Consider the following 21,267-nt stretch of genomic DNA (forward strand, 5'->3'; position numbering starts at 1 on the left):
AGGAAGAAGGCAGTCCGTTGTACGAAGGCGTGGTCCAGGACCTGATCGACGAACTGGGCAGGCTGCCCGGCGTCGGGCCCAAGAGCGCGCAGCGGATCGCCTTCCACATCCTGCAGGCCGAGCCGACGGACGTGCGCCGGCTCGCGCACGCCCTGCTGGAGGTCAAGGACAAGGTGAGGTTCTGCGCGGTCTGCGGGAACGTGGCGCAGGAGGAGCGGTGCACCATCTGCCGCGACCCGCGCCGCGACCCCGGCGTCATCTGCGTGGTCGAGGAGCCCAAGGACGTGGTCGCGATCGAGCGGACCCGCGAGTTCCGGGGCCGCTACCACGTGCTGGGCGGCGCGATCAGCCCGATCGAGGGCGTCGGCCCGGACGACCTGCGCATCCGCGAGCTGCTGGCGCGGCTCGCGGACGGCTCGGTCACCGAGCTGATCCTCGCCACCGACCCGAACCTGGAGGGCGAGGCGACCGCCACGTACCTCGCCCGCATGATCAAGCCCATGGGCCTGAAGGTCACCCGCCTGGCCAGCGGACTCCCCGTCGGGGGCGATCTCGAGTACGCGGACGAGGTCACGCTCGGGCGGGCCTTTGAAGGAAGGCGACTCCTCGATGTCTGACGCAACGCTGCACGCACTGGGCCAGGACCCGGACGACTTCGCCGCCTCGATCGCGGACCAGATCGAGTCCTTCATCGTCGCGGTCACCGAGGTGGCCAAGGGCGAGGACCCGGACAGCGCCGTCCCGTTCCTGTTGCTGGAGGTCTCCCAGCTGCTGCTGGCGGGCGGCCGGCTGGGTGCGTACCAGGACGTCCTGCCCGACGAGCGCTACGAGCCGGACCTGGGTCCCGAGCCGGACGTGGACGAGCTGCGCGAGCGCTTCGCGCTCATGCTGGAGCCGGTCGACGTCTACTCCGAGGTCTTCGACCCGTACGAGCCGCGCAAGGCCCCGGTCGCGCACCGGATCTCGGACGACCTGGCCGACGTGGTCGCCGACCTGCGGCACGGCCTCATCCACCACCAGGCGGGCCGGGTCACGGAGGCGCTGTGGTGGTGGCAGTTCTCGTACTTCACCAACTGGGGCCCGACGGCCTCGGCCACGCTGCGCGCCCTGCAGTCCCTGATCGCCCACGTCCGTCTCGACCAGCCGCTCCAGGAGCTGGACGGCCTGGACACCGACGAGGACCTGGCCGAGGACGATCTGGCGGAGCAGGCGGGCCTGGTCATGGCGGAGGAACTGGGCGGCCTGGGCCGCCGCCCGGCCCGCCCGTAGCGCTGCCGGGTCAGGAGCCGTGGCAGCCGGGTCAGGAGCCCTGGCAGCGCTTGGTGGCCAGGGCGGTCTCGGCACCCTTGGCGTAGCCCGCCTGCCAGTTCGGGTCCGTGGTGAGAGTCTTCGGCGTGGTCTGCTTGCACATGGCCAGGGTTTCCCTCAGGCCTTGCTGGAACCCCTTGCTGTACTGGTCCTTGGCCTCTTCCTGGCTCTGCTGCGGGGGCTGCTGGCCCGGGGCCGCCTGCACGCACGGGACCCCCGGTCCCTTGTCCGGGTAGGCCCACCACAAGTGGTCGGCCACGGGGCCGACGGTGAACGAGCCGTGCTTCAGCGGCACGTCGGGGACGTAGCCGTCGCCGCCGGTCGAGCTGAGGCTCACCTTGACCGAGTCGAAGCCTTCGCCCATGAGGCGGACCGTGTTCGGGGAGCCGTCGACGGGCACTTTCGTGCACGTCGCGGCGGGTGCGGCCGCGGCCGACGGCAGGGCCACGGCGACGCTGCCCAGCGAGACCGTGCAGGCCGCGGCCACGGCCACGGCGACGGCGAACGTCGAGCCTCGGTTCATGATGGTTCTCCCGTCCTGCGGACCCCCTCACGAACGCCCCCGCACCCCCTGCACGCCCCCTTCTCCCACGATCCCCTCGCCCGCCCCCGGTGTCGACATGTGACGAACACTACGTCTCATGATGTGGTACACGGCGGTCGGAATCCGGTCGCTCGTTAGACTGCGGAGCTGACCGCAGTAATGGACTGAGCGAGGAGCGCACGTGGGCCTTGTCGTGCAGAAGTACGGAGGCTCCTCCGTAGCCGATGCCGAGGGCATCAAGCGGGTCGCCAAGCGGATCGTCGACGCCAAGAAGAACGGCCACCAGGTGGTCGTCGTGGTATCGGCGATGGGCGACACGACGGACGAGTTGATCGATCTCGCCGAGCAGGTATCTCCGATGCCCGCCGGACGGGAATTCGACATGCTGCTGACCGCAGGAGAGCGGATCTCCATGGCCCTGCTGGCCATGGCGATCAAAAACCTGGGCCACGAGGCCCAGTCGTTCACCGGCAGCCAGGCAGGCGTCATCACCGACTCGGTCCACAACAAAGCGCGCATCATCGATGTCACGCCGGGCCGGATCCGTACCGCGCTGGACCAGGGCAACATCGCCATCGTCGCCGGTTTCCAGGGCGTCTCGGCGGACAGCAAGGACATCACCACCCTCGGCCGCGGCGGCTCGGACACCACCGCCGTCGCGCTCGCCGCGGCGCTGGACGCCGAGGTGTGCGAGATCTACACCGACGTGGACGGCGTGTTCACCGCCGACCCGCGCGTGGTGAAGAAGGCCCGGAAGATCGACTGGATCTCCTCCGAGGACATGCTGGAGCTCGCCGCCTCCGGTTCCAAGGTGCTGCTGCACCGCTGCGTGGAGTACGCGCGCCGTTACAACATCCCGATCCACGTCCGCTCGTCCTTCTCGGGACTGCCGGGCACCTGGGTCAGCAACGAGAAGCCCGAGTCGCAAGGGGACCAGCAGGTGGAGCACGCCATCATCTCCGGAGTCGCCCACGACGTCTCCGAAGCCAAGATCACGGTCGTCGGCGTCCCGGACAAGCCGGGCGAGGCCGCGGCGATCTTCCGCGCCATCGCGGACGCCGAGATCAACATCGACATGATCGTGCAGAACGTCTCGGCTGCCTCCACGGGCCTGACCGACATCTCCTTCACCCTCCCCAAGGCCGAGGGCCACAAGGCCATCGACGCCCTGGAGAAGGCGAAGAACGCGATCGGCTTCGACTCGCTGCGCTACGACGACCAGATCGGCAAGATCTCGCTGGTCGGCGCGGGTATGAAGACCAACCCGGGCGTCACCGCGAGCTTCTTCCAGGCACTGTCCGACGCGGGCGTCAACATCGAGCTGATCTCCACCTCGGAGATCCGCATCTCGGTCGTGACCCGCCAGGACGACGTCAACGAGGCCGTGCGCGCCGTGCACACCGCCTTCGGCCTCGACTCCGACAGCGACGAGGCCGTCGTCTACGGAGGCACCGGACGATGACCGCCACCCGGCCGCCCGCCGCCCCGGCGCTCGCCGTGGTGGGGGCGACCGGGGCGGCGGGCTCCGTCCTGCTCCAGATCCTGTCCCAGCGAGCGGACGTCTGGGGCGGCATACGCCTGATCGCCTCGCCGCGCTCGGCCGGCCGCATGCTGGCCGTGCGCGGCGAGGAGAGCGAGGTGCTCGCCCTGACCGAGGACGCCTTCGACGGCCTCGGCCCGGGCGACGTCGTGCTCTTCCTGACCCCGGCGGAGATCTCGGCGCGCTGGGCGCCCGTGGTCGTCGCCCGGGGCGCGGTGGCGGTGGACACCTCCGCCGCCTTCCGCGAGGACCCCGAGGTGCCCCTGGTGGTGCCCGAGGTCAACGCGCACGCGGCGCGGATCCGGCCGCGCGGGATCGTGGCCGGGCCGGACTGCGTGACCGCCGCGATGATCGCCGCGGTGGGTGCGCTGCACGCCGAGTACGGCCTGACCGAGCTGGCGCTCTCCTCGTACCAGGCCGCCGGCGCCGCCGGCCGCGCCGGCACCGACGCGCTGCGCCGTCAGCTGTCCCTGGTCGCCGGGACCGCGCTCGGCGAGCAGCCGGGCGACGTACGCCGGGCCGTGGGCGAGGACACCGGGCCCTTCGCGGCCCCGCTCGCCCTGAACGTGGTGCCGTGGTCCGGCGAACTGCGCGAGGGCGGCCACTCCTCGCACGAGCTGGCCGTACGGGCGGAAGTCCGCCGGATCCTGCAGCTGGACGCGCTGCCGGTGGCCGTCACCTGCGTCCAGGTACCGGTGGTGACCGGGCACTCGGTGAGCGTCCGGGCCCGGTTCGAGCAGGACGTGGACCCGGCGCGGGCCCGCGAGATCCTGGACGCCGCGCCCGGCGTGGTGCTCGTCGACGACCCGGCGACGGGGGAGTTCCCGACGCCCGCGGACGCGGCCGGGACGGATCCGGCGTGGGTCGGGCGGGTGCGGGGCTCGCTGGACGACCGGCGGGCGCTGGAGTTCTTCGTGTGCGCCGACAACCAGCGCAAGGGGGCCGCGCTGAACGGTGCCCAGATCGCGGAACTGATCTCGCGTGAATATGCGTAATTCGCTTTGTAGGATCTGCACTGATCCCTTGATCAAGGTGTAGGCCCGGTGCCGCCTCGACGAACGGGGCAATCGGGAAGAGCGGGTACGCATGACGGTATTTGACGCACCAGGAGTGACGCTGCCGCGCGCGTACAACCCTGACGGGGGGACGGGTGTCCAACTGGCGTGGCAGAGGCATTGCTGGACTTCGCCGTCGTACCGGCGCGCACGGGATTCGGCCCGGTGCGGCGGCGCGTACGCATCTCCGACGGCGTCACGGTGAGACCGGCCGCCGCCGACACGGGCACGGCACCCCCGCGCACGGTGCGGGGCGGTAGCGTGCCCCCGCCCCGCGAGAGCGCCGAATCCGGCGACAAGGACCTGCCCGGCGCCGGTGTGCCCGGTGCCGCGGGCGGCGCCGAGGACGTCGTGGCGTGCGTCGGCGATGTCGTCGCCGGGACGACCGTCGACCATCTCACCGCCACCTACCAGGCGCACTACCGCTCCCTGCTGGGGCTCGCCGCGCTGCTCCTCGACGACACCGCCTCCTGCGAGGACGTCGTCCAGGAGGCCTTCATCCGGGTCCACTCGGCCCGCAACCGCGTCCGGGACCGCGAGAAGACCCTGGCCTACCTGCGCCAGACCGTCGTCAACCTCTCGCGGTCCGCCCTGCGCCGGCGCATCATCGGCCTCAAGCTGCTCTCGAAGCCGATGCCGGACATGGCGAGCGCGGAGGAGGGCGCGTACGACCAGCTGGAGCGGGACGACCTGATCAAGGCCATGAAGAGCCTTCAGCGGCGGCAGCGCGAGGTCCTGGTCCTGCGCTACTTCGCAGACATGACGGAGGCTCAGGTCGCCGAGACGCTCGGGATATCCCTGGGCTCGGTCAAGGCGTACGGATCGCGGGGCATTGCCGCGCTGCGGGTGGCGATGGAGGCTGCGCAGTCATGAAGGACGACCGGAACGACGGCCAGGCCCCCGCCCCGGACGACGAACGGGCCCTGCGGGCGCTGCTGCACGGGGCGGTCTCCGACCTGGAACCCGCCCCGCTGGCCCTGGAGCGGCTGCGGCACGCGGTCCCCGCGCGCCGGGCCCGCAAGCGGCAGGCGCTGGTGGGCGCCGCGGCCGCCGTGCTGCTGATCGGCGGCGGGACCCCGGCGGTGCTGCACCTGACGGACGGCACCGAACACACGGAGGCCGACGGTCCGGCGATGGCCGGACACGGCCAGGACGTGCCGGGCACCGCCGGCACCGGTTCCGACCCGCACGCCACGGGCTCCGGGCACCAGCGGCAGCCCACCGGCTCCCCGACCCGGGGCGCGACCGTCCCGGCGGTCCCCGACCAGCGGCCGGGCGTCTCGCCGGAGGCCCCGCAGACGACGGCCGGCGGCACCTCCGCCGCGCCCACCCTCAGCTCCGGGCCGCAGCCGCCCGCCGCCGCCCCCGGGGTGCCCCTGTGCACCGCGGGACAGCTGGGCGTGTCGGGCAGCGCGGGCACCCCCGACTCCGACGGCAAGGTCTACGGCAGCTTCCGCGTCACCAACGTCTCGGCGCTGGGCTGCGTGGTCACCGGGCCGGACGCGGTGACCGCGTCGGCGGGCACCGAGGTCCTCGCCCATACGCCGTCCGACCCGGCCCCGGGGCTGCCGGATCCGTCGTCCGAGGTCGCCTCGCTGGTCCTGGCGCCGCACATGTCGTACGAGGTCCGCTACGCCTGGGTGCCGTCGGCCCTGTCCTGCCCCGCGCCGACCGCCAGCGACCCGCAGGGTCCGGCCACCGGTCCCGCGGCGAACACCGAGGCCGCGGCGCCCCCGCCGCAGCCGCCCGCGTCGCCGGGCGTCTCGGTCACCCTCACCGCGCGGCCCGGCGCGCCGACGGCGCAGACCACGCTCCCGTCGTCCCCGTGCGCCGGCACGGTCTACCGGACGGGCACCATCCCGCAGTCGCCCACCCCGTAGGGGGCCGGCGGATCAGGCGGCCAGGCCCGCTTCGGCGTCGCGCAGGGACTCCACCTCGCGGCGGTACAGCCGGAACCACATGAAGAGCACGAACGCGGCGAAGACGAACCACTCGCCCGTGTAGCCCAGGTTCTGGAAGGCCTTCAGGTCCAGTCCGGTGTTCGCGGGCGCCTTCGCCGGCACCGGTGTGAGCCCGTCCGACGCGGTCTGCACCGTCAGCCAGGCGTCGTACAGGTCGTGCGGCACCAGGTTGACCAGGGAGGCCGCACCGATGACGCCGAGCTGTCCGGCCGGCAGGCCGCCGGAGGCGTGCACGCCCCTGGTGCCCGAGTTCTCCGGGGCCTGGAGGGCGCCGGTCACCGAGACCGGCCCGGCCGGCGGCGCGGGCGCCTTCGCGGGGTCGGCGTCCCCCGGCAGCCAGCCGCGGACGACCGGGACGACCTTGCCGTCGCCGGCCGTCTTCAGCAGCGTCAGCACGTAGAAGCCGGTCCGGCCCTCCAGCGAGCGTTCCGGCACCAGGAACTGCTCGGCGTACTCGCCGGAGGCCGTCGCCATGCGGCCCGAGGTCTTCTTGTCCACCGGGAGCAGCGAGTCCAGCGGGACGGCGGCCTCGTCGGCGGGCCGCCCGGCCGACGCCTCGCGATGACTGTCGACGCGGTCCTCGAACCGGCCGAGCTGCCACGACCCCATGAAGAGACAGAAGGGGACGGCCAGCACGACGAAGACGTTGATCCCCCACCACCGCGGGGTCAGCAGAAACCGGTGCACCCCTCCACGGTACGGGGGGTGCACCGGCGACCTCACGGCAGGTCCGCGCCGGCCGCACGGCCGAGGCCCTGCGCCAGGTGTGCCGCGTCACACGGCGGCGTCACACCGTCGCGTCACACGTCCTACGGCAGGTGCTTGCGTACGAAGTCCAGCTCCAGCCGCAGCTGCTTGATCCGCTCCGCCACCACCAGCGAGCCGTGCCCGGCGTCGTAGCGGTACACCTCGTGCACCGCGCCGCGCGCCGCCAGCCGGTCCACGTAGTTGTCGATCTGCCGGATCGGACAGCGTGGGTCGTTGACCCCGGCCGCGATGTAGACCGGCGCCCGCACGGCGTCCACGTACGTCAGCGGGGACGAGGCCGTCCAGCGCTCGGGCTGCTCCTCCGGGGTGCCGCCGAAGAGCGTGCGGTCCAGCGCCTTCAGCGTCTCCATCTCGTCGTGGTACGCCGTCACGTAGTCGGCCACCGGCACGGCCGCCAGCCCCAGCGCCCACGCGTCGGGCTGCGTGCCCAGGCCCAGCAGCGTCAGGTAGCCGCCCCACGACCCGCCCGAGAGGACCAGCCGGCGCGGATCTGCGAGTCCGGAGGCCACGGCCCACTCGCGCACCGCGGCCACGTCCTCCAGCTCGATCAGGCCGACCCGGTGCTTGAGGGCGTCCGTCCACTCCCGCCCGTACCCGGTCGAGCCCCGGTAGTTGACCCGGACGACCGCGAAGCCGTGGTCCAGCCACGCCGCCGGGCCCGCGGCGAAGGCGTCGCTGTCGTGCCAGGTCGGGCCGCCGTGCACCTCGAAGACGGTCGGGAACGGGCCGTCGCCGTGGCCCACCGGACGCTGCGCGAGGGCGTGGATCCGGCCCCCGGGGCCCTCCACCCACACGTCCTCCACCGGCACCGAGCGCGGCGCCCGCAGACCCGGCAGCTCCAGGACCACACCGACCGCGGTCGACCGTACGGCGGAGGGCTCGGCGGCCGAGGACCACAGGTACTCCACCGTTCCGTCGGGCCGCGCGGAGGCGTCCGAGAGGGAGCCGGGCGGGGTGTCCACACGGACCAGCTCGCGGCCCGCGAGGTCGTAGCGCCACAGTTCGTCGCGCGCCTCGAAGCTGTGCGAGACCAGCAGCGCCGAGCCGTCCGGGTACCACTGCGCGCCCACGTCGCCGGGCAGGTCGATCGCCAGGTCCTGCTGGGTGCCGTCGGCGACGTCCCAGATCATCGGCTCCCAGCGGCCGCGGCGCTGGTGGCAGACCAGAAGCCGGGTGTCGCCGGGGACGGGCGCGAAGCCGAGGACCGACAGGCCCAGCTCCTCGGTGCCGTCCTTGGTGTCGTCCAGCTCGGCGACGGTCGTGCCGTCGAGGGTGACGACGCGCAGCGAGGAGTGCATCGAGTCACCGTGCTCGGTGTGCTCGACGGCGATCAGCGTGCCGTCGCGGGAGAGGTCGCCGACGCCCGCCGACTCGCGGTGCCGGTAGATCTCGACGGGTGCGGCGTCCGGCCGGGAGACGAAGATCGTCGAGCCGTCCTCGTCGGTGGACCGCCCGACGACGGCCGTGCCGTCGCGGCCGATGGCCAGGCCCGCCGGGTACGAGGGCTCCAGGCCCGGGGTGGCGGGCTCGTCGGCGCCGCCCGCGAACGGCTGGCGCACCCAGGTGCCGAACTCGTCGCCGTCCTTGTCGTTGAACCACCAGATCCACTCGCCGTCGGGGGAGAGCGTGCCGTCGGTGGTGCCGTTGGGGCGGTCGGTCACCTGCCGGCGGTCGCCGGTCGCGCGGTCCCAGGCGTAGAACTCGTACGTGCCCGTCACGTTCGAGATGTAGAGGGAGCGGTCGGGTGCGTCCTCGGCCCACTCGGGCATCAGGACGCGGGGCGCGCGGAAGCGCTTCTCCCAGTCGGGCATGTCGGCCGTGATCGTCGTATCGCTGGTCATAGCCACATTCTCGGCGTACGGCGCGGCCCCGCGGGCGGGGATTTCCGGCCCGGGCGTTGACGGCGGGGCCCCGGGATGCCGACTGCGCCGAACGGGGGGACAGTGGACTGCGTACGCCCCGCGACGTCCGAGTGCTCCGAGGAGGAGTGATCATGGCCAAGAAGGATCGTGCCGGCAAGATCGGTCACCACGATTCCGAGCGCGCGATGGCGAAGAACACGGCGGCCGAGGCACGTGCCAAGGCCGCGGTCAGAGACGCGCAGCAGCTCTCCGCGAAGACGAGGGGCATGCAGCAGAAGGCTCAGGCCAAGCGCGGCTGAGTCCCGGCACCGGTCACCCGGCCCGCGGCCGGCGCGCGAAGGCGGGCCGATCGCCGCGGGCCGGGCGGGCGGTCGTCCACAGGGGCGGCCGCGGGGTGGGCACACTGCGTGACCGGTCGTATCGTGAGCGTATGCGAATGATCGTCCGGGGTGCCCGGCTGCACACGGGGGAGGGCCGGCTCGCCCCCGGTCCCGTCGACGTGGAGGTGGCGGAGGACGGCCGCGTCGCGCGCGTCGTGCCGTACGACGACCAGAAGGAGCCGCCCGCGACCGGCACGCTGATCGAGGCGCACGGTGACCTGATCAGCGCCCCCTTCGTCGAGCCGCACATCCACCTGGACACCGCGCTGACGGCGGGCGAGCCGCGCCCGAACGCTTCCGGGACGCTCTGGGAGGGCATCGCCTGCTGGAGCGAGCGCAAGCAGAGCCTGACGCGGGAGGACGTGATCGCCCGCGCGACGGAGGTGCTGCGCTGGCAGGCCGCGCAGGGGGTGCTGTATGTGCGGACGCACTGCGATGTCACCGATGACCGGCTGGTCGCGCTGGACGCGCTCGCCGAAGTCCGCGACCGGGTGCGGGAGGTGATGACCCTCCAGATCGTGGCGTTCCCGCAGGAGGGCATCCTCTCCTTCCCGGGTGGCGGGAAGCTGATGAGCGAGGCCGTGGCGCGCGGGGCGGACGTCGTCGGTGCCATCCCGCACTTCGAGGACACCCGGGAGGACGGGGTGGCCTCCCTCCACCTGGCGTTCGAGCTCGCCGAGCGGCACGGGCTGCGGGTGGACGCCCACTGCGACGAGATCGACGACGAGCAGTCCCGCTTCGTCGAGGTCCTGGCCACCCTCGCGCTGCGCTCGGGCCTGGGCGGGCGGGCCACCGCCTCGCACACGACGGCGATGGGGTCGTACAACGGGGCGTACAGCTACAAGCTGCAGCGGCTGTTGCGGCGTTCGGGCATCAATCTGGTCTGCAATCCCTTCGCCAACCTCAATCTCCAGGGCCGCTTCGACGGCTACCCGCGGCGGCGGGGCCTGACCCAGGTCAAGGAGATGCTGGCGGCGGGGGTGAACGTGGCCTTCGGGCACGACGACGTGATGGACCCGTGGAACGCCCTGGGCACCGGCAACCCGCTCCAGACGGCCCTGATGGGGCTGTACGCCGCGCAGCTCACCGGCGCGGACGAGATCCCGACGGCCTTCTCGATGGTGACCGACCGGGCGGCGCGGGTGCTGGGCCTGGAGGAGTACGGCATCACGGAGGGCGCGCCCGCCTCGTTCGTCCTCCTCCCGGCGCCTTCACCGGCCGAGGCGCTGCGCCGTCAGGTCCGGCCCCGCCACGTGGTCTCCCGCGGCCACCTGCTGGCCACGACCCCGCCCGCGGCCACCCACCTCACCTGGCCGGACGAGCCACCCAGGGAGGTGACGTTCACCCACCCGTAGCCACCCGCGCCCCTCCCCGGACGGGACGGCGGCCGGCCGGTGCGGCCGCCCGCCGTGTCAGCCCGCCGCGTCAGCCCGCGTGCACGTGGGGGCGGCGGGCGCGGTCGGGCTCCGCCTCGCGGATCACCTCGCGGATCACCTCGCGGGTGACGGGCGCGACCTCGCCCTGCCCGAAGAGGAAGAACCGTAGGAAGTCGGCGAGTGGATTGCCCTCGGTCCACTCGAAGTAGATGCGCGGCCGCTGCCCGGTCTCGTCCCGGATGGGCAGGAGCAGCGCGGGCGAGGGCGTTGGGGACGGTGGAGCTCTCCAGCGTCAGCAAAGATGTCGTTGTCGGCGCGGATCTGCTCGACCTTCTCGCGGTACTCGGCCTTGTCGCGGTTGTCGGGCTCGTTGGCGATGAGCCGGATGGTGCGGTTGGCGGTGTCGCGGACGAACCGCGCGGCCATGTCGTCGAATTCGACGTGCGTGACGCGCAGCTCGAAGATGCGGGCGAGGCGGGAGAGGAGCGAGAGGGCCAGGATGCCGGCGATGAAGCAGGCGCCGATCTTCACGCGCGAGGTGCGGGCAGGGGTGGCCATCGTCGGGCGCTCCTGTCGTACGGCATGCTCCGACCGTCGGCACGGGACGGCGCAGCCGGCGCACTCAGGGTGATCAGATCTGCACGGTGACGACGCCATCCCGACGCGTCGTCAACGCCGATCATGAGCCGGTTGGCGGTGGTGGGCCCGCCGGGCGCGGTGGCCGGGGCTCACCCCAGTCCGGACACCTGGAACACCGACCGCGCCGTGCGCCGGTCGATCCGTGCCGCCAGCTGCCGCATCGCGGTCGCGCCGCACAGCAGCGTGCCCCGCTCGACACAGCCCCGGGTGTCCTCGTCGACCCGCCGCCACATCGCGGGATTGCGTACGAACACCTCCGGATCGATCTCCACACGGTGCCCGTCGGCGTCGCGGAGCACCATGCGCTGCGCGACCCCGTCCATCCACCGCACGGAGACCAATGCGTCCGTCCGCACCTGCCGCTCGGTCAGCAGCCCGCGCACGGCGAGCCGGCCGGGCCCGGCCGAGACCCGCGACGGCAGCAGGATCACGAAGGCGAGGGCGGCCAGCCCGGCCCACAGCGCGGCCCGGGCCGGGGTGAGGAGTCCGGCGCCTGCGTCGACCGTCAGGATCGCCGCGAGCAGCAGGCCGGCCGCCCCCAGGGCGGTACGTCGCTCGGATGCCCAACCCTGGTCGGTGTCGGGCAGGCTGATACGTCGTCCCATGCCCCGACGGTAGGCCCGCCGGCTCCCCGGCGGGCCGTTCCTGACGCAGTGCTGACGGGCCGTTGACGAAGTCCATAGACCCCGTTGGCGCCCCGCCTACCGGCTTTACGCCTCGGTGATCGAAACCACCTCGGAAACAGCCTCACCACCTGCCCCGGCGACCGCACCCACCCCGTTGCCCCCACCCGGCCCCATGGAGGCGATGAGCTGCCGGGCCAGCCCCAGCCCGGTGCCACCCATGGTGAGCGCCTTGGCGAACATCTCCGACATCCCCTCGGCGCCGTTGAGCAGCACCATGTGCTCCACCTTGCCGAAGGAACCCGCCGCGGCCTCCACGATCAGCGGCCAGTTCTCGGCGAGCTGCTGGGCGACGACGGCCTCCTGGTTCTCGGCCAGCGCCTCCGCCCGCGCCTTGATGGACTCGGCCTCCGCCAGGCCCCTGGCCTTCGCCGACTGCGCCGCCGCCAGCCCCTTGGCCTGCGCGGCCGCCGCCTCCGCCTCACCGGTGGCCCGGGTCGCCGTCGCCGCCGCCAGCCCGCGCGCCTCGGTGGCCCGCGCCTCGGCCGCCGCCGCGAGCTCGGTCTCCTTTGCCTTGGCCTGCGCGGCCGAGATCCGGGCGTCGCGCTCCGCCTCGGCGATCGTGCGCCGCTCGTAGGCCCGGGCGTCCGCGGGCTTGCGCACGTCGGCCTGGAGCTGCTGCTCGCGGCGGTGGGACTCCAGCTCCGCCACCCGGGTCTCCTGGACCACGACCTCCTGCCGCGCGGCCGCGTCCGCGAGCGGGCCCGCCTGCCGTGCGGCGGCGGCCGCCTTGTCCCGTTCGGCCTGGTAGCCGGCCTGCAGGATCTCGCTGTCCCGGGTCGCCTCGGCCATCCGCGCGAAGGCGGTCTGCTCGGCCTCGGTCGCCAGCCGGTTCGCCTCGGCCTGCGCGATGCGGGCGTCGCGCTGGACCGCGGCGGCGTGCGGCATGGCGAGGTTCTTGATGTACCCGGTGGGGTCCTCGATCTCGTGGATCTGGAGCGAGTCGACGATCAGCCCCAGCTTCTCCATCTCGGTGCCGCAGGCGGCCCGGGTCTGCCCGGTGAGCTTCTCGCGATCACGGATCATGTCCTCGACGGTCAGCCCGCCGACGATGGAGCGGACATGGCCCGCGAAGACGATGTGCACCCGCTCGGGCATCATCTTCTGCTGGTCGAGGAAACGGCGGGCGGCGTTGGCGATCGAGACGAAGTCGTCGCCCACCTTGAAGATGACCACGCCCTTGACCCGCAGCGGAATGCCCTGCTGGGTCACGCAGTCCACGGACAGCTGCGTCTCGTTGAGGTCGAGGGAGAGCTTGCGTACCGCTTGCACACCGGGGAGCACGAGGGTGCCGCGCCCGGTGACGATCCGGAATCCCATCCCTTCCCCGAGACCCTCGGTCTTGTGGGTGGAACCGGAGATGATGAGTGCTTCGTTCGGCTCGGCGACCCGCCACATGAGCTTGAACAGGCCGACCACGACGATGACAGCGGCGAGAACGAGTCCCGCAACGACGCCGATGGCCATCGGCATTCGCCCCCTTAGGCCGGCGCCGCTCGGCGCCGGTGAAGGGGAGTGTGCGCCCGGTACGTCCGCGACAGAAGCCGCTGACCGTCACTTGTCGCAATCCTGAGACGAAAAGGGACAGTTACGGAATTCAGCCGCCCGGATAGGCGGCCGTCACGTACACGGTCCGCGGCGCCAGGTACTCCACGACCGTCACCACGGCCCCGACCTCCAGCCGGTCCCGCTCCCCGAGCGCGGGGTACGCCAGGAAGTGCTCGGCCCCGCCCCGGATCCGCACGATGACCTCGCCCACCAGCCCCGGCCCCACCGTGCCCGTCACCCGCCCGGACAGCCCCACCATGTCATCGGCCATACCCGCAGGCTACCGGCTGCCCCCGACACAAGGGCGCCGAGCGAGTGAGGAAGATCGAAAGCCACGGTCACGCAGCCGGCACCGGTGTCAGCGCCCCATCTGGGCTCCGAACCACGCGGCCGACTGCCCTCGGGGTGATCAGGTATAGCCCGAGCCGAGCCGCGGCGCCTGCGTTGCAATAGATGCCTTCGGTCGGCAGGACGTCGGTGTCGTCCACCAGCCTGAGGGGACCGCCGCCAGGAGGTCGTGCACGCTCGTCCAGTCCTTGCCGGTGCCGCTGAGCTGCTCGGCCAGGCCGGTGAGGCTGGTCCTGGCCAGAGTTCCCCACGCGTCGGGGGCGACGGTGTCCGGGACGTGGGCGGTGTCGACGTCCCACCAGGTGGTGCCCTTGCCTCGGCGTCGGTGTGAGCAGGGTGCCGTCCGGGAGCAGCCCGGCGCCGACGATGACGTGCACGGCGTTCTGGGACCGCGAGCGTTCCTCCAGCTTCTTGGCCGCTGCCTCGGCCTCGATCCGGGCCGGGGCGAGAGTGAACTCCTCCACCTCCGGGGTGGGATAGACCTTGGTGAGGTCGGCGAGGACTTGTCCGTCGACCTTCCACAGGCCTACTTGGATGAGGTCGATGTCGAGGTTCATCTCCGACAGCCGGACCACGGTGTGGGTGACCTGCTTGGGGAAGCCGCCGGCGATGATCACCTGCCTGGGGCGCTGGAGGAGCTCCGGGCTCCACTCCCCGTCCACATGATCCAGGAGACGTTGCCGGCACTCGTCGAGTTCGAGGACCTCGCCCCTGCCCTTCCGGAATTCGCGGTGCGCCTGGGCCAGCGCGTCGAGGTCGAACCGGGAAACCAGAGCGGCGTAGGTGATCGCCCGGAGGTGGACGTCACGGTCGGCTGTTCCGCGCTTCAGCTCGACGACCACGAGCCGCCCCGTGGCGTCCAGCCCGAGGACGTCCAGCCGGTCCCACGCCGGCCGTCCTGAGCCTATGCGCGGGTCGCCCCCCCCGGGTCAGTTCCTTGCGGTAGATCACGGAGGGGGGGTAGGGAGCCGAGTTTCGGGGTCGGCTTCCCGTTGGCTCCCACGACAGGGGCAAACGCCAGTCAGGGGCCTGATCCGATTTCTCGGATCAGGCCCCTGACCTGGTCTTACGAAGTCGGGGTGGCGGGATTTGAACCCACGACCTCTTCGTCCCGAACGAAGCGCGCTGCCAAGCTGCGCTACACCCCGATCGCCGCCCCTGCAGACTGGCTGCCCTGGCGACATCGATTACTCTAGCGGACCCTCGGCCTGAGACGAAATCCGGTTTTCGCGGAGTGCGTGGCGGTCAGGTCGTGGCCGCGGTCAGGGTCAGGAGGGTGGCCTCCGGGGGGCAGGCGAAGCGGACCGGGGTGTAGCGGTTCGTGCCGCAGCCGGCAGAGACGTGCAGGTAGGCGCGGTTGCCGTTGGCCTCGTGGGTGGACAGGCCCTTCACGCGGTCGGTGTCGAGGTCGCAGTTGGTGACCAGGGCGCCGTAGAAGGGGATGCACAGCTGGCCGCCGTGGGTGTGACCGGCCAGGATCAGCGGGTAGCCGTCCGCCGTGAAGGACTCCAGCGAGCGCAGGTACGGCGCGTGCACCACCGCCATCGAGAAGTCGGCGTCCGCCTCCGGGCCGCCTGCCACCCGCTCGTACCGGTCGCGCTTGATGTGCGGGTCGTCCAGGCCGGTGAAGGCGAGCTCCAGGCCCTCGAGCTTCAGGCGGGCCCGGGTGTTGGTCAGGTTCAGCCAGCCCGCCGCGTCGAAGGCGTCGCGCATGTCCTCCCACGGGTTGTGGACGGCGCCGACGACCGGCTTGTTGCCGTTCAGCCCGTGCCGGCCCTGGACCTTCTCGATCAGGTAGCGCCCGGGGTTGCGCAGCCGCGGCCCGTAGTAGTCGTTCGAGCCGAAGACGTACACGCCGGGGAAGGACATCAGCGGGCCGAGGGCGTCGAGCACCTCGGGCACGCCCTCGGTGTCGGAGAGGTTGTCGCCGGTGTTGACCACGAAGTCCGGGCGCAGGCCCGCCAGCGACTGGAGCCAGGCGCGCTTCTTGCGCTGCCCGCGGACCATGTGGATGTCCGACACCTGCAGGACCCGCAGCGGCCGCATGCCCCGCGGGAGCACCGGGACCGTGATTCGCCGGAGCCGGAACGACCGGGCTTCGAAACCGGCGGCGTAGGCCACTCCCGCGGCCCCCACCGCCGCGATTCCGGCGGTGACCTTGAGGGGGATTCCGTAACGCGCGCGCATGGGGACATCGTCGCAGACGCCGAAAACGAGTGGGCGGCACCCGGTCATCACCTGGCAGACTCGTTGCATGACCACGCTCAAGGCCCAGCTCCAGGAAGACCTCACCACCGCCATCAAGGCGCGCGACGAGCTGCGCTCGTCCACGCTCCGGCTCACCCTCTCCGCCATCACCAAGGAAGAGGTCGCCGGCAAGGAGGCGCGCACCCTCTCCGACGAGGAGATCCTCAAGGTGATCACCAAGGAGGCGAAGAAGCGCCGCGAGGCCGCCGACGCCTTCGCCCAGGGTGGCCGCCCGGAGCAGGCGGAGCGGGAGACCCAGGAGGGCGAGATCCTCGCCGCCTACCTGCCCAAGCAGCTCTCCGACGACGAGCTCGCCGCGATCGTGGCGCAGGCGGTCGAGGAGGCCAGGGCGCAGGGGGCCGAGGGGCCGCGTGCCATGGGTGTCGTCATGAAGATCGTGAACCCGAAGGTGGCCGGGCTGGCCGAGGGCGGCCGCGTCGCCGCCGTCGTCAAGCAGCACCTCGCCTGATCCGCCCGATTCGCCTGATCCGCGACTGATCCGCGCCCGATCCGCCTGACTCGGGATGGACCAAGCGAAGGCCCCCCGGCCGTTGTGCACGGCCGGGGGGCCTTCGGCGTTCCGGGTTACGCCGCTACCGGCTACCGGCTACCGGCTACCGCTCCGGTTACGGGCGGCCGCCGCCCGAGTCGCCGTCGTCCGGGCCGCCGACCACGCCGCCCGGGCCCAGGGTGATCCCCGGGAACGGGTTGGTCGTGCCGCCGGTCCCACCGGTGCCGCCGGTCCCGCCGTTGCCTCCGTTGCCGCCCGTGGTCAGGCCGCCGGGCCGGGACTCGCCGGGCTTGTTGTCGCCACCGCCCGGCTTGTTCGGCTTACCGGGCTTGGTGGGCCGGGTCGGCGTCTGGCCGGGGCCACCGCCCGGCCGGTTGCCGCCGCCCGGGAGCCCGCTCTCCGGGATGTGGACGGAGGGGAAGCTCTCCACCGGCCGGCCGGCCAGCGCGCCCGTGACCGCCTGCTTCCAGATCGGACCGGGCAGGCAGCCGCCGCAGACCTCCCCGTAGTACTGGCCGCCGATGGTGATCTGCTCCATCGACACCTGCTTGGTGCCGCCCGACCCCAGCCAGGTCGCGCCCGCGATGTTGGGCGTGTAGCCGACGAACCAGGCGTTGTAGCGCTCGTCCGTCGTACCCGTCTTGCCCGCGCTCTGCCGGTCGGTCAGGCCCGCGGTGGCGCCCGTACCGGAGTCGACCACGCCGAGCAGCAGCGCGTTGATGGTGTCGGCGGTCCTCTCCGACATCGCCCGCTCGCACTTCGACTTCGGCACCTGCAGCGCCTTGCCGTGCGCGTCGGTGATCGACTCGATCGCGACCGGCGTGCAGTACAGACCCCGGTTGGCGAAGGTCGCGTACGCGTTGGCCATGGTCAGCGGGGACATGCCCTCGGTGCCGAGCGCGATCGAGGGCACCTCCTTGAGCTTGGTGCCGTCGGCCGGGATCACACCGAGCTTGGTGGTCATCTCGGCCAGCGGGCACAGGCCCAGGTCACCGATCATCTCGATGAAGTAGGTGTTGACCGACAACGCCATGGCTTCCCGGAGGGCGTACGGGCCGACCTCGGACTCCTTCTCGTTCTCCACCGGCTTGTTGCTGTCGCGCACCCACGGCTTGCCGCTGCAGGTGTCGACCGACGCGGGGTAGAGCATGGAGTACGGCGCCGCGTACGACTTGGTGGGCGACACGCCGTTCTCGATGGCGGCCGCCGCCACGAAGGGCTTGAACGTCGAACCGGTCGGGAAGCCGAAGTTCGAGCCGCCCATCCGCTTGTCGACGGAGTAGTTGATCTGCGTCTCGTCCTTGCCGAAGCCGTACGGCTTGGACTGGCCCATGGCCATGACCCGGCCCGTGCCCGGCTGCACCAGGGTGACGGCGGTGGCGACCTTGTCGTCCTGGTCGACGTGGTCCTTGATCGACTCGTTGACCGAGTCCTGCGACTGCGGGTCCAGTGTCGTACGGACCGTCAGGCCACCCTGGTTCCAGACCTTCGCCCGCTCCTCGCGCGTCTTGCCGAAGACCGGGTCGGACAGGAAGGTGTTGCGGACGTAGTCGCAGAAGAAGCCGGCGCCCTTCACGGCGGTGATGCAGCCGTTCTTGGGCCGGGTGACCTTCAGCTGGATGGGCTTCTTCTTCGCCTCGTCCGCCTCGGTCTGCGAGATGTCCTTGATGTCGGCCATCCGCTGCAGGACCGTGTTGCGGCGCTTGGCGGCCTCGACGGAGTCCTTGACGGGGTCGTACCGGCTCGGCGACTGGACGACGCCCGCGAGCAGCGCGGACTCCTCCAGGGTGAGGTCCTTGGCGGGCTTGCTGAAGTAGCGCTGCGCGGCGGATTCGATGCCGTACGCCTGCTGCCCGAAGTAGGTGATGTTGAGGTAGTTCTCGAGGATCTTCTTCTTCCCGAGCTCCTCCTCGACCTGGATCGAGTACTTCAGCTCGCGGATCTTGCGCCCGAGGCTCTTCTCCTGGGCCTCGCGCACCTTGGTCTCGTCGTCGCCCGCCTCCTCGACGAAGACGTTCTTGACGTACTGCTGGGTGAGCGTCGAGGCGCCCTGCGCCGCGCTGCCCTCCTGCGCGTTGCGGTTGACCGCGCGCAGGATGCCCTTGAGGTCGACCGCGCCGTGCTCGTAGAAGCGCGCGTCCTCGATCGCGACGATCGCCTTCTGCATGTACGGGGAGATCGCGGTCAGCGGGACCACCTGCCGGTCACGCGAGTAGACCGTGGCGATCAAGCCACCCTCGGCGTCCAGGATCGTGGTGCGCTGACTCAGCGGCGGGGTCTTGAGATTGGCCGGGATCTCGTCGAAACCCTCGACGGTCCCCTTGGCGGCGAGACCGAAGGCCCCCGCGGCGGGGATGGCGATGCCGGCGAGGACGACTCCGGCGAGAACGGACACCCCGAGGAACTTGGCGGCCTGATGACTCGGCGAGAGCCCTCCGCCCGAGCGCTTCTTTCCCATGAAGGGCAGCCTACGTTCTCATTCGCCGGACACGCGTGTATGCCTTGGCCTAAGCTGCCCTCAACTGTCACAGCAGTGCGGTGCGACATCAACCCCTCGGCTTGATTTTCACCCTTCCCGAATGGGGTGGACTGATGTCCGAATCCGATCCCCGCTTCCGATGATTCCACCCGAATTGCCGGAAGTGCCGGGCATGTCGCCCGATCACTCCGTCGGGTGATCTGCCGCTTACCCATAGTCCGTTCGGGCCATTCAAGATTGGGCCCGTCGGGGGTGTTGCACTGTGCTCGCCCTGCGTAACGTCCTCAACTGGCAGCGGTGAATATGCCGCTGCCGCCGTGGGGGAGCCTCGATTCGGGAGAGGACGGCGCCGGCATGGGCTGGGTTACCGACTGGAGTGCGCAGGCAGCCTGCCGCACTACCGATCCGGATGAACTGTTCGTTCAAGGAGCGGCACAGAACAGGGCCAAGGCGGTGTGCACCGGATGCCCGGTGCGTACGGAGTGCCTGGCCGACGCGCTCGACAATCGTGTCGAGTTCGGCGTATGGGGCGGTATGACCGAGCGGGAGCGGCGCGCGTTGCTGCGCAGGCGTCCCACCGTCACCTCGTGGCGACGGCTGCTCGAAACCGCCCGCACGGAGTACGAACGCGGTACGGGCCTGCTCACCGTGGACGACGTCGCGGACGTCGACGTTCCGTACGAGACGTACGCGGCGGCCGGGTAGGTCAGCCGGTCGCGAGCCGTACTCCGATGGCCCGCAGCCCGGCGAGGTCGTGCACATCGCCGGGCAGGGCGGCCACTTCCGCCACCGCCACCTCGGGGTGGAGCGAGGTGAAGCGATCGCGTGTGCGCTGTTCGCGCGCGATCACCTGCATGCGTTCGGCGTGCAGGCGCAGCAGCCCCGCGGTGATCTGGTCCGCGGTGATCTCATCTGTCGTGATCCCGTCCACGGGCGGGGGAGTGCCCGCGTCGGAGTCACCAGGTCCAGCTTTCCCGGACTCCTGATCGACAATGCCGCCCTCTTCAAGATTCTCCGCGGCGGCCAGGGCCCGCTCCGCGGACAGCTGGTCGGCGCCACTGCCGTGCACCCGGTTCAGCACCAGCCCGGCCAGTGGCATCCGGTCCGCGGCCAGCCGTTCCACGAAGTACGCCGCCTCGCGCAGCGCGTCCGCCTCGGGCGCCGCGACCACGAGGAACGCCGTACCCGGAGCCTGCAGCAGCCGGTACGTCGCGTCCGCCCGCGTGCGGAAGCCGCCGAACATCGTGTCCATGGCGGCCACGAACGTCTGCACGTCCCCCAGCAGCGAGGCGCCCATCAGCTTGCTCAGCGTGCCGGTCATCATCGACATGCCGACGTTGAGGAACTTCAGCCCCGCCCGGCCGCCGACCTTCGCCGGCGCCATCAGCACGCGGATGAACTTCCCGTCCAGGAACGACCCCAGCCGCTTCGGCGCGTCCAGGAAGTCCAGCGCGGACCGGCTCGGCGGGGTGTCGACGACGATCAGGTCCCAGTCGTCCCGGGCCCTCAGCTGCCCGAGCTTCTCCATCGCCATGTACTCCTGCGTGCCCGCGAAGCCGGCCGACAGGGACTGGTAGAAGGGGTTCTCCAGGATGGCCCGGGCCCGCTCGCGGTCCGCGTGCGCCTCGACGATCTCGTCGAAGGTCCGCTTCATGTCGAGCATCATGGCGTGCAGTTCGCCGCCGCCGTCGCCGTCGACCCCGGTGACCTTGCGGGGGGTGTTGTCGAGGGAGTCGATCCCCATCGACTGGGCGAGCCGGCGCGCCGGGTCGATGGTCAGCACGACCACCTTGCGGCCGCGCTCCGCCGCCCGTACGCCCAGCGCCGCGGCCGTGGTCGTCTTGCCGACCCCGCCCGCGCCGCAGCACACGATGATCCGGGTGCCCGGATCGTCCAGCAGCGCGTCCACGGCGAGCCGCGGCGGTCTGTCCAGCCCCGTGCCCAGCCCCATCGCCGTGCCCCCGCTCGCGCTTCCGGTCGTGGTGGTGCCCGTCGTGCCCGTCGTGCCCGTCGTGCCC

General features: G+C 71.7%; 20 protein-coding genes, 1 tRNA gene and 1 pseudogene. 10 read left to right on the forward strand and 12 right to left on the reverse strand.

The annotated features are described in order from the left end of the window. The first annotated feature begins 17 nt into the window (after window positions 1-17). Both recR and ACIPXB_RS06630 read left to right on the forward strand, forming a co-directional pair. Window positions 18-617, forward strand: coding sequence for a recombination mediator RecR (recR, locus tag ACIPXB_RS06625; protein WP_401445339.1), 600 nt, complete (start codon window positions 18-20; stop codon window positions 615-617). Then, a complete protein-coding gene (locus ACIPXB_RS06630; protein WP_401445341.1) occupies window positions 610-1,269 on the forward strand; it encodes a DUF5063 domain-containing protein in 660 nt (219 codons plus the stop codon). Before recR ends, ACIPXB_RS06630 begins: the two co-directional genes overlap by 8 nt. Window positions 1,270-1,300: 31 nt before the next feature. Here the strand turns inward: ACIPXB_RS06630 and ACIPXB_RS06635 are convergent, their stop codons facing one another. Next, a complete protein-coding gene (locus ACIPXB_RS06635; RefSeq protein ID WP_401445344.1) occupies window positions 1,301-1,831 on the reverse strand; it encodes a hypothetical protein in 531 nt (176 codons plus the stop codon). Window positions 1,832-2,033: 202 nt separating this feature from the next. Between ACIPXB_RS06635 and ACIPXB_RS06640 the strand changes: the two genes are divergently transcribed. The 4 genes from ACIPXB_RS06640 (at window position 2,034) to ACIPXB_RS06655 (ending at window position 6,327) form a co-directional block, all read left to right on the forward strand. Then, entirely contained in the window at window positions 2,034-3,314 is a 1,281-nt protein-coding gene (locus ACIPXB_RS06640; protein ID WP_401445346.1) for an aspartate kinase, read from the forward strand. Further along, on the forward strand, window positions 3,311-4,387 hold the full coding sequence (locus ACIPXB_RS06645) for an aspartate-semialdehyde dehydrogenase (RefSeq protein ID WP_401445349.1): 1,077 nt from the start codon (window positions 3,311-3,313) through the stop codon (window positions 4,385-4,387). Before ACIPXB_RS06640 ends, ACIPXB_RS06645 begins: the two co-directional genes overlap by 4 nt. Window positions 4,388-4,555: 168 nt before the next feature. Further along, window positions 4,556-5,320, forward strand: coding sequence for a SigE family RNA polymerase sigma factor (locus ACIPXB_RS06650; RefSeq protein WP_401445352.1), 765 nt, complete (start codon window positions 4,556-4,558; stop codon window positions 5,318-5,320). Beyond that, on the forward strand, window positions 5,317-6,327 hold the full coding sequence (locus ACIPXB_RS06655) for a hypothetical protein (protein WP_401445354.1): 1,011 nt from the start codon (window positions 5,317-5,319) through the stop codon (window positions 6,325-6,327). Before ACIPXB_RS06650 ends, ACIPXB_RS06655 begins: the two co-directional genes overlap by 4 nt. A gap of 12 nt (window positions 6,328-6,339) precedes the next feature. Here ACIPXB_RS06655 and ACIPXB_RS06660 read toward each other — a convergent pair whose 3' ends face one another. Next, window positions 6,340-7,095, reverse strand: a complete 756-nt coding sequence (locus ACIPXB_RS06660; protein ID WP_401445357.1) for an SURF1 family protein — start codon at window positions 7,093-7,095, stop codon at window positions 6,340-6,342. A gap of 122 nt (window positions 7,096-7,217) precedes the next feature. After that, the gene (locus tag ACIPXB_RS06665) at window positions 7,218-9,017 is read right to left on the reverse strand and encodes a S9 family peptidase (RefSeq protein WP_401445360.1); all 1,800 of its coding nucleotides are present in this window, start codon (window positions 9,015-9,017) and stop codon (window positions 7,218-7,220) included. Window positions 9,018-9,169: 152 nt separating this feature from the next. Here ACIPXB_RS06665 and ACIPXB_RS06670 point away from each other — a divergent pair, with 152 nt between their 5' ends. Both ACIPXB_RS06670 and codA read left to right on the forward strand, forming a co-directional pair. Beyond that, on the forward strand, window positions 9,170-9,337 hold the full coding sequence (locus tag ACIPXB_RS06670) for a hypothetical protein (RefSeq protein ID WP_401445363.1): 168 nt from the start codon (window positions 9,170-9,172) through the stop codon (window positions 9,335-9,337). 131 nt (window positions 9,338-9,468) lie between these two features. Next, a complete protein-coding gene (codA, locus tag ACIPXB_RS06675) occupies window positions 9,469-10,773 on the forward strand; it encodes a cytosine deaminase (protein ID WP_401445365.1) in 1,305 nt (434 codons plus the stop codon). Between the two features lie 70 nt (window positions 10,774-10,843). On the opposite strand, the pseudogene ACIPXB_RS06680 reads toward codA, so the two are convergent. The 7 genes and pseudogenes from ACIPXB_RS06680 to ACIPXB_RS06710 all read right to left on the reverse strand — a co-directional run. Continuing rightward, window positions 10,844-11,337 (reverse strand): annotated as a pseudogene (locus ACIPXB_RS06680) (amino acid transporter); the annotation flags it as partial. 185 nt (window positions 11,338-11,522) lie between these two features. Then, on the reverse strand, window positions 11,523-12,038 hold the full coding sequence (locus tag ACIPXB_RS06685) for a hypothetical protein (protein ID WP_401445368.1): 516 nt from the start codon (window positions 12,036-12,038) through the stop codon (window positions 11,523-11,525). Window positions 12,039-12,143: 105 nt separating this feature from the next. Continuing rightward, complete coding sequence (locus tag ACIPXB_RS06690; RefSeq protein WP_401445371.1) at window positions 12,144-13,589, reverse strand: flotillin family protein; 1,446 nt, start codon at window positions 13,587-13,589, stop codon at window positions 12,144-12,146. Window positions 13,590-13,713: 124 nt separating this feature from the next. Continuing rightward, complete coding sequence (locus tag ACIPXB_RS06695; protein WP_401445840.1) at window positions 13,714-13,923, reverse strand: hypothetical protein; 210 nt, start codon at window positions 13,921-13,923, stop codon at window positions 13,714-13,716. A 79-nt stretch (window positions 13,924-14,002) separates the two neighbouring features. Continuing rightward, on the reverse strand, window positions 14,003-14,854 hold the full coding sequence (locus tag ACIPXB_RS06700; protein ID WP_401445374.1) for a hypothetical protein: 852 nt from the start codon (window positions 14,852-14,854) through the stop codon (window positions 14,003-14,005). A 232-nt stretch (window positions 14,855-15,086) separates the two neighbouring features. After that, window positions 15,087-15,160, reverse strand: a tRNA-Pro gene (locus ACIPXB_RS06705). Between the two features lie 97 nt (window positions 15,161-15,257). Beyond that, window positions 15,258-16,199, reverse strand: a complete 942-nt coding sequence (locus ACIPXB_RS06710; RefSeq protein WP_401445377.1) for a metallophosphoesterase — start codon at window positions 16,197-16,199, stop codon at window positions 15,258-15,260. 67 nt (window positions 16,200-16,266) lie between these two features. On the opposite strand from ACIPXB_RS06710, the gene ACIPXB_RS06715 reads away from it, so the two are divergent. Next, on the forward strand, window positions 16,267-16,728 hold the full coding sequence (locus ACIPXB_RS06715) for a GatB/YqeY domain-containing protein (RefSeq protein ID WP_401445379.1): 462 nt from the start codon (window positions 16,267-16,269) through the stop codon (window positions 16,726-16,728). Between the two features lie 157 nt (window positions 16,729-16,885). On the opposite strand, the gene ACIPXB_RS06720 is transcribed toward ACIPXB_RS06715, so the two are convergent. Continuing rightward, window positions 16,886-19,228 carry a transglycosylase domain-containing protein gene (locus tag ACIPXB_RS06720; protein ID WP_401445382.1) on the reverse strand — a complete coding sequence of 781 codons (2,343 nt, stop codon included), beginning with the start codon at window positions 19,226-19,228 and terminating at the stop codon, window positions 16,886-16,888. Window positions 19,229-19,603: 375 nt separating this feature from the next. Between ACIPXB_RS06720 and ACIPXB_RS06725 the strand changes: the two genes are divergently transcribed. After that, window positions 19,604-19,954 carry a WhiB family transcriptional regulator gene (locus ACIPXB_RS06725; protein WP_401445384.1) on the forward strand — a complete coding sequence of 117 codons (351 nt, stop codon included), beginning with the start codon at window positions 19,604-19,606 and terminating at the stop codon, window positions 19,952-19,954. Between the two features lies 1 nt (window position 19,955). On the opposite strand, the gene ACIPXB_RS06730 is transcribed toward ACIPXB_RS06725, so the two are convergent. Then, complete coding sequence (locus ACIPXB_RS06730; RefSeq protein ID WP_401445842.1) at window positions 19,956-21,200, reverse strand: ArsA family ATPase; 1,245 nt, start codon at window positions 21,198-21,200, stop codon at window positions 19,956-19,958. Between the last annotated feature and the right edge of the window lie 67 nt (window positions 21,201-21,267).

The sequence above is a fragment of the Streptomyces sp. NPDC090022 genome, from assembly GCF_044748145.1.
Lineage (GTDB): Bacteria > Actinomycetota > Actinomycetes > Streptomycetales > Streptomycetaceae > Streptomyces.

Excerpts from the sequence above, each read along its gene's own strand:
- ACIPXB_RS06690 (WP_401445371.1), bottom strand. The coding sequence starts at position 13,589 with ATGCCGATGGCCATCGGCGTCGTTGCGGGACTCGTTCTCGCCGCTGTC.
- ACIPXB_RS06695 (WP_401445840.1), bottom strand. The coding sequence starts at position 13,923 with ATGGTGGGGCTGTCCGGGCGGGTGACGGGCACGGTGGGGCCGGGGCTG.
- codA (WP_401445365.1), top strand. The coding sequence starts at position 9,469 with ATGCGAATGATCGTCCGGGGTGCCCGGCTGCACACGGGGGAGGGCCGG.
- ACIPXB_RS06645 (WP_401445349.1), top strand. The coding sequence starts at position 3,311 with ATGACCGCCACCCGGCCGCCCGCCGCCCCGGCGCTCGCCGTGGTGGGG.
- ACIPXB_RS06630 (WP_401445341.1), top strand. The coding sequence starts at position 610 with ATGTCTGACGCAACGCTGCACGCACTGGGCCAGGACCCGGACGACTTC.
- ACIPXB_RS06710 (WP_401445377.1), bottom strand. The coding sequence starts at position 16,199 with ATGCGCGCGCGTTACGGAATCCCCCTCAAGGTCACCGCCGGAATCGCG.
- ACIPXB_RS06670 (WP_401445363.1), top strand. The coding sequence starts at position 9,170 with ATGGCCAAGAAGGATCGTGCCGGCAAGATCGGTCACCACGATTCCGAG.
- ACIPXB_RS06685 (WP_401445368.1), bottom strand. The coding sequence starts at position 12,038 with ATGGGACGACGTATCAGCCTGCCCGACACCGACCAGGGTTGGGCATCC.
- ACIPXB_RS06665 (WP_401445360.1), bottom strand. The coding sequence starts at position 9,017 with ATGACCAGCGATACGACGATCACGGCCGACATGCCCGACTGGGAGAAG.
- ACIPXB_RS06720 (WP_401445382.1), bottom strand. The coding sequence starts at position 19,228 with ATGGGAAAGAAGCGCTCGGGCGGAGGGCTCTCGCCGAGTCATCAGGCC.
- ACIPXB_RS06635 (WP_401445344.1), bottom strand. The coding sequence starts at position 1,831 with ATGAACCGAGGCTCGACGTTCGCCGTCGCCGTGGCCGTGGCCGCGGCC.
- ACIPXB_RS06715 (WP_401445379.1), top strand. The coding sequence starts at position 16,267 with ATGACCACGCTCAAGGCCCAGCTCCAGGAAGACCTCACCACCGCCATC.
- ACIPXB_RS06730 (WP_401445842.1), bottom strand. The coding sequence starts at position 21,200 with ATGGGGCTGGGCACGGGGCTGGACAGACCGCCGCGGCTCGCCGTGGAC.
- ACIPXB_RS06655 (WP_401445354.1), top strand. The coding sequence starts at position 5,317 with ATGAAGGACGACCGGAACGACGGCCAGGCCCCCGCCCCGGACGACGAA.
- ACIPXB_RS06725 (WP_401445384.1), top strand. The coding sequence starts at position 19,604 with ATGGGCTGGGTTACCGACTGGAGTGCGCAGGCAGCCTGCCGCACTACC.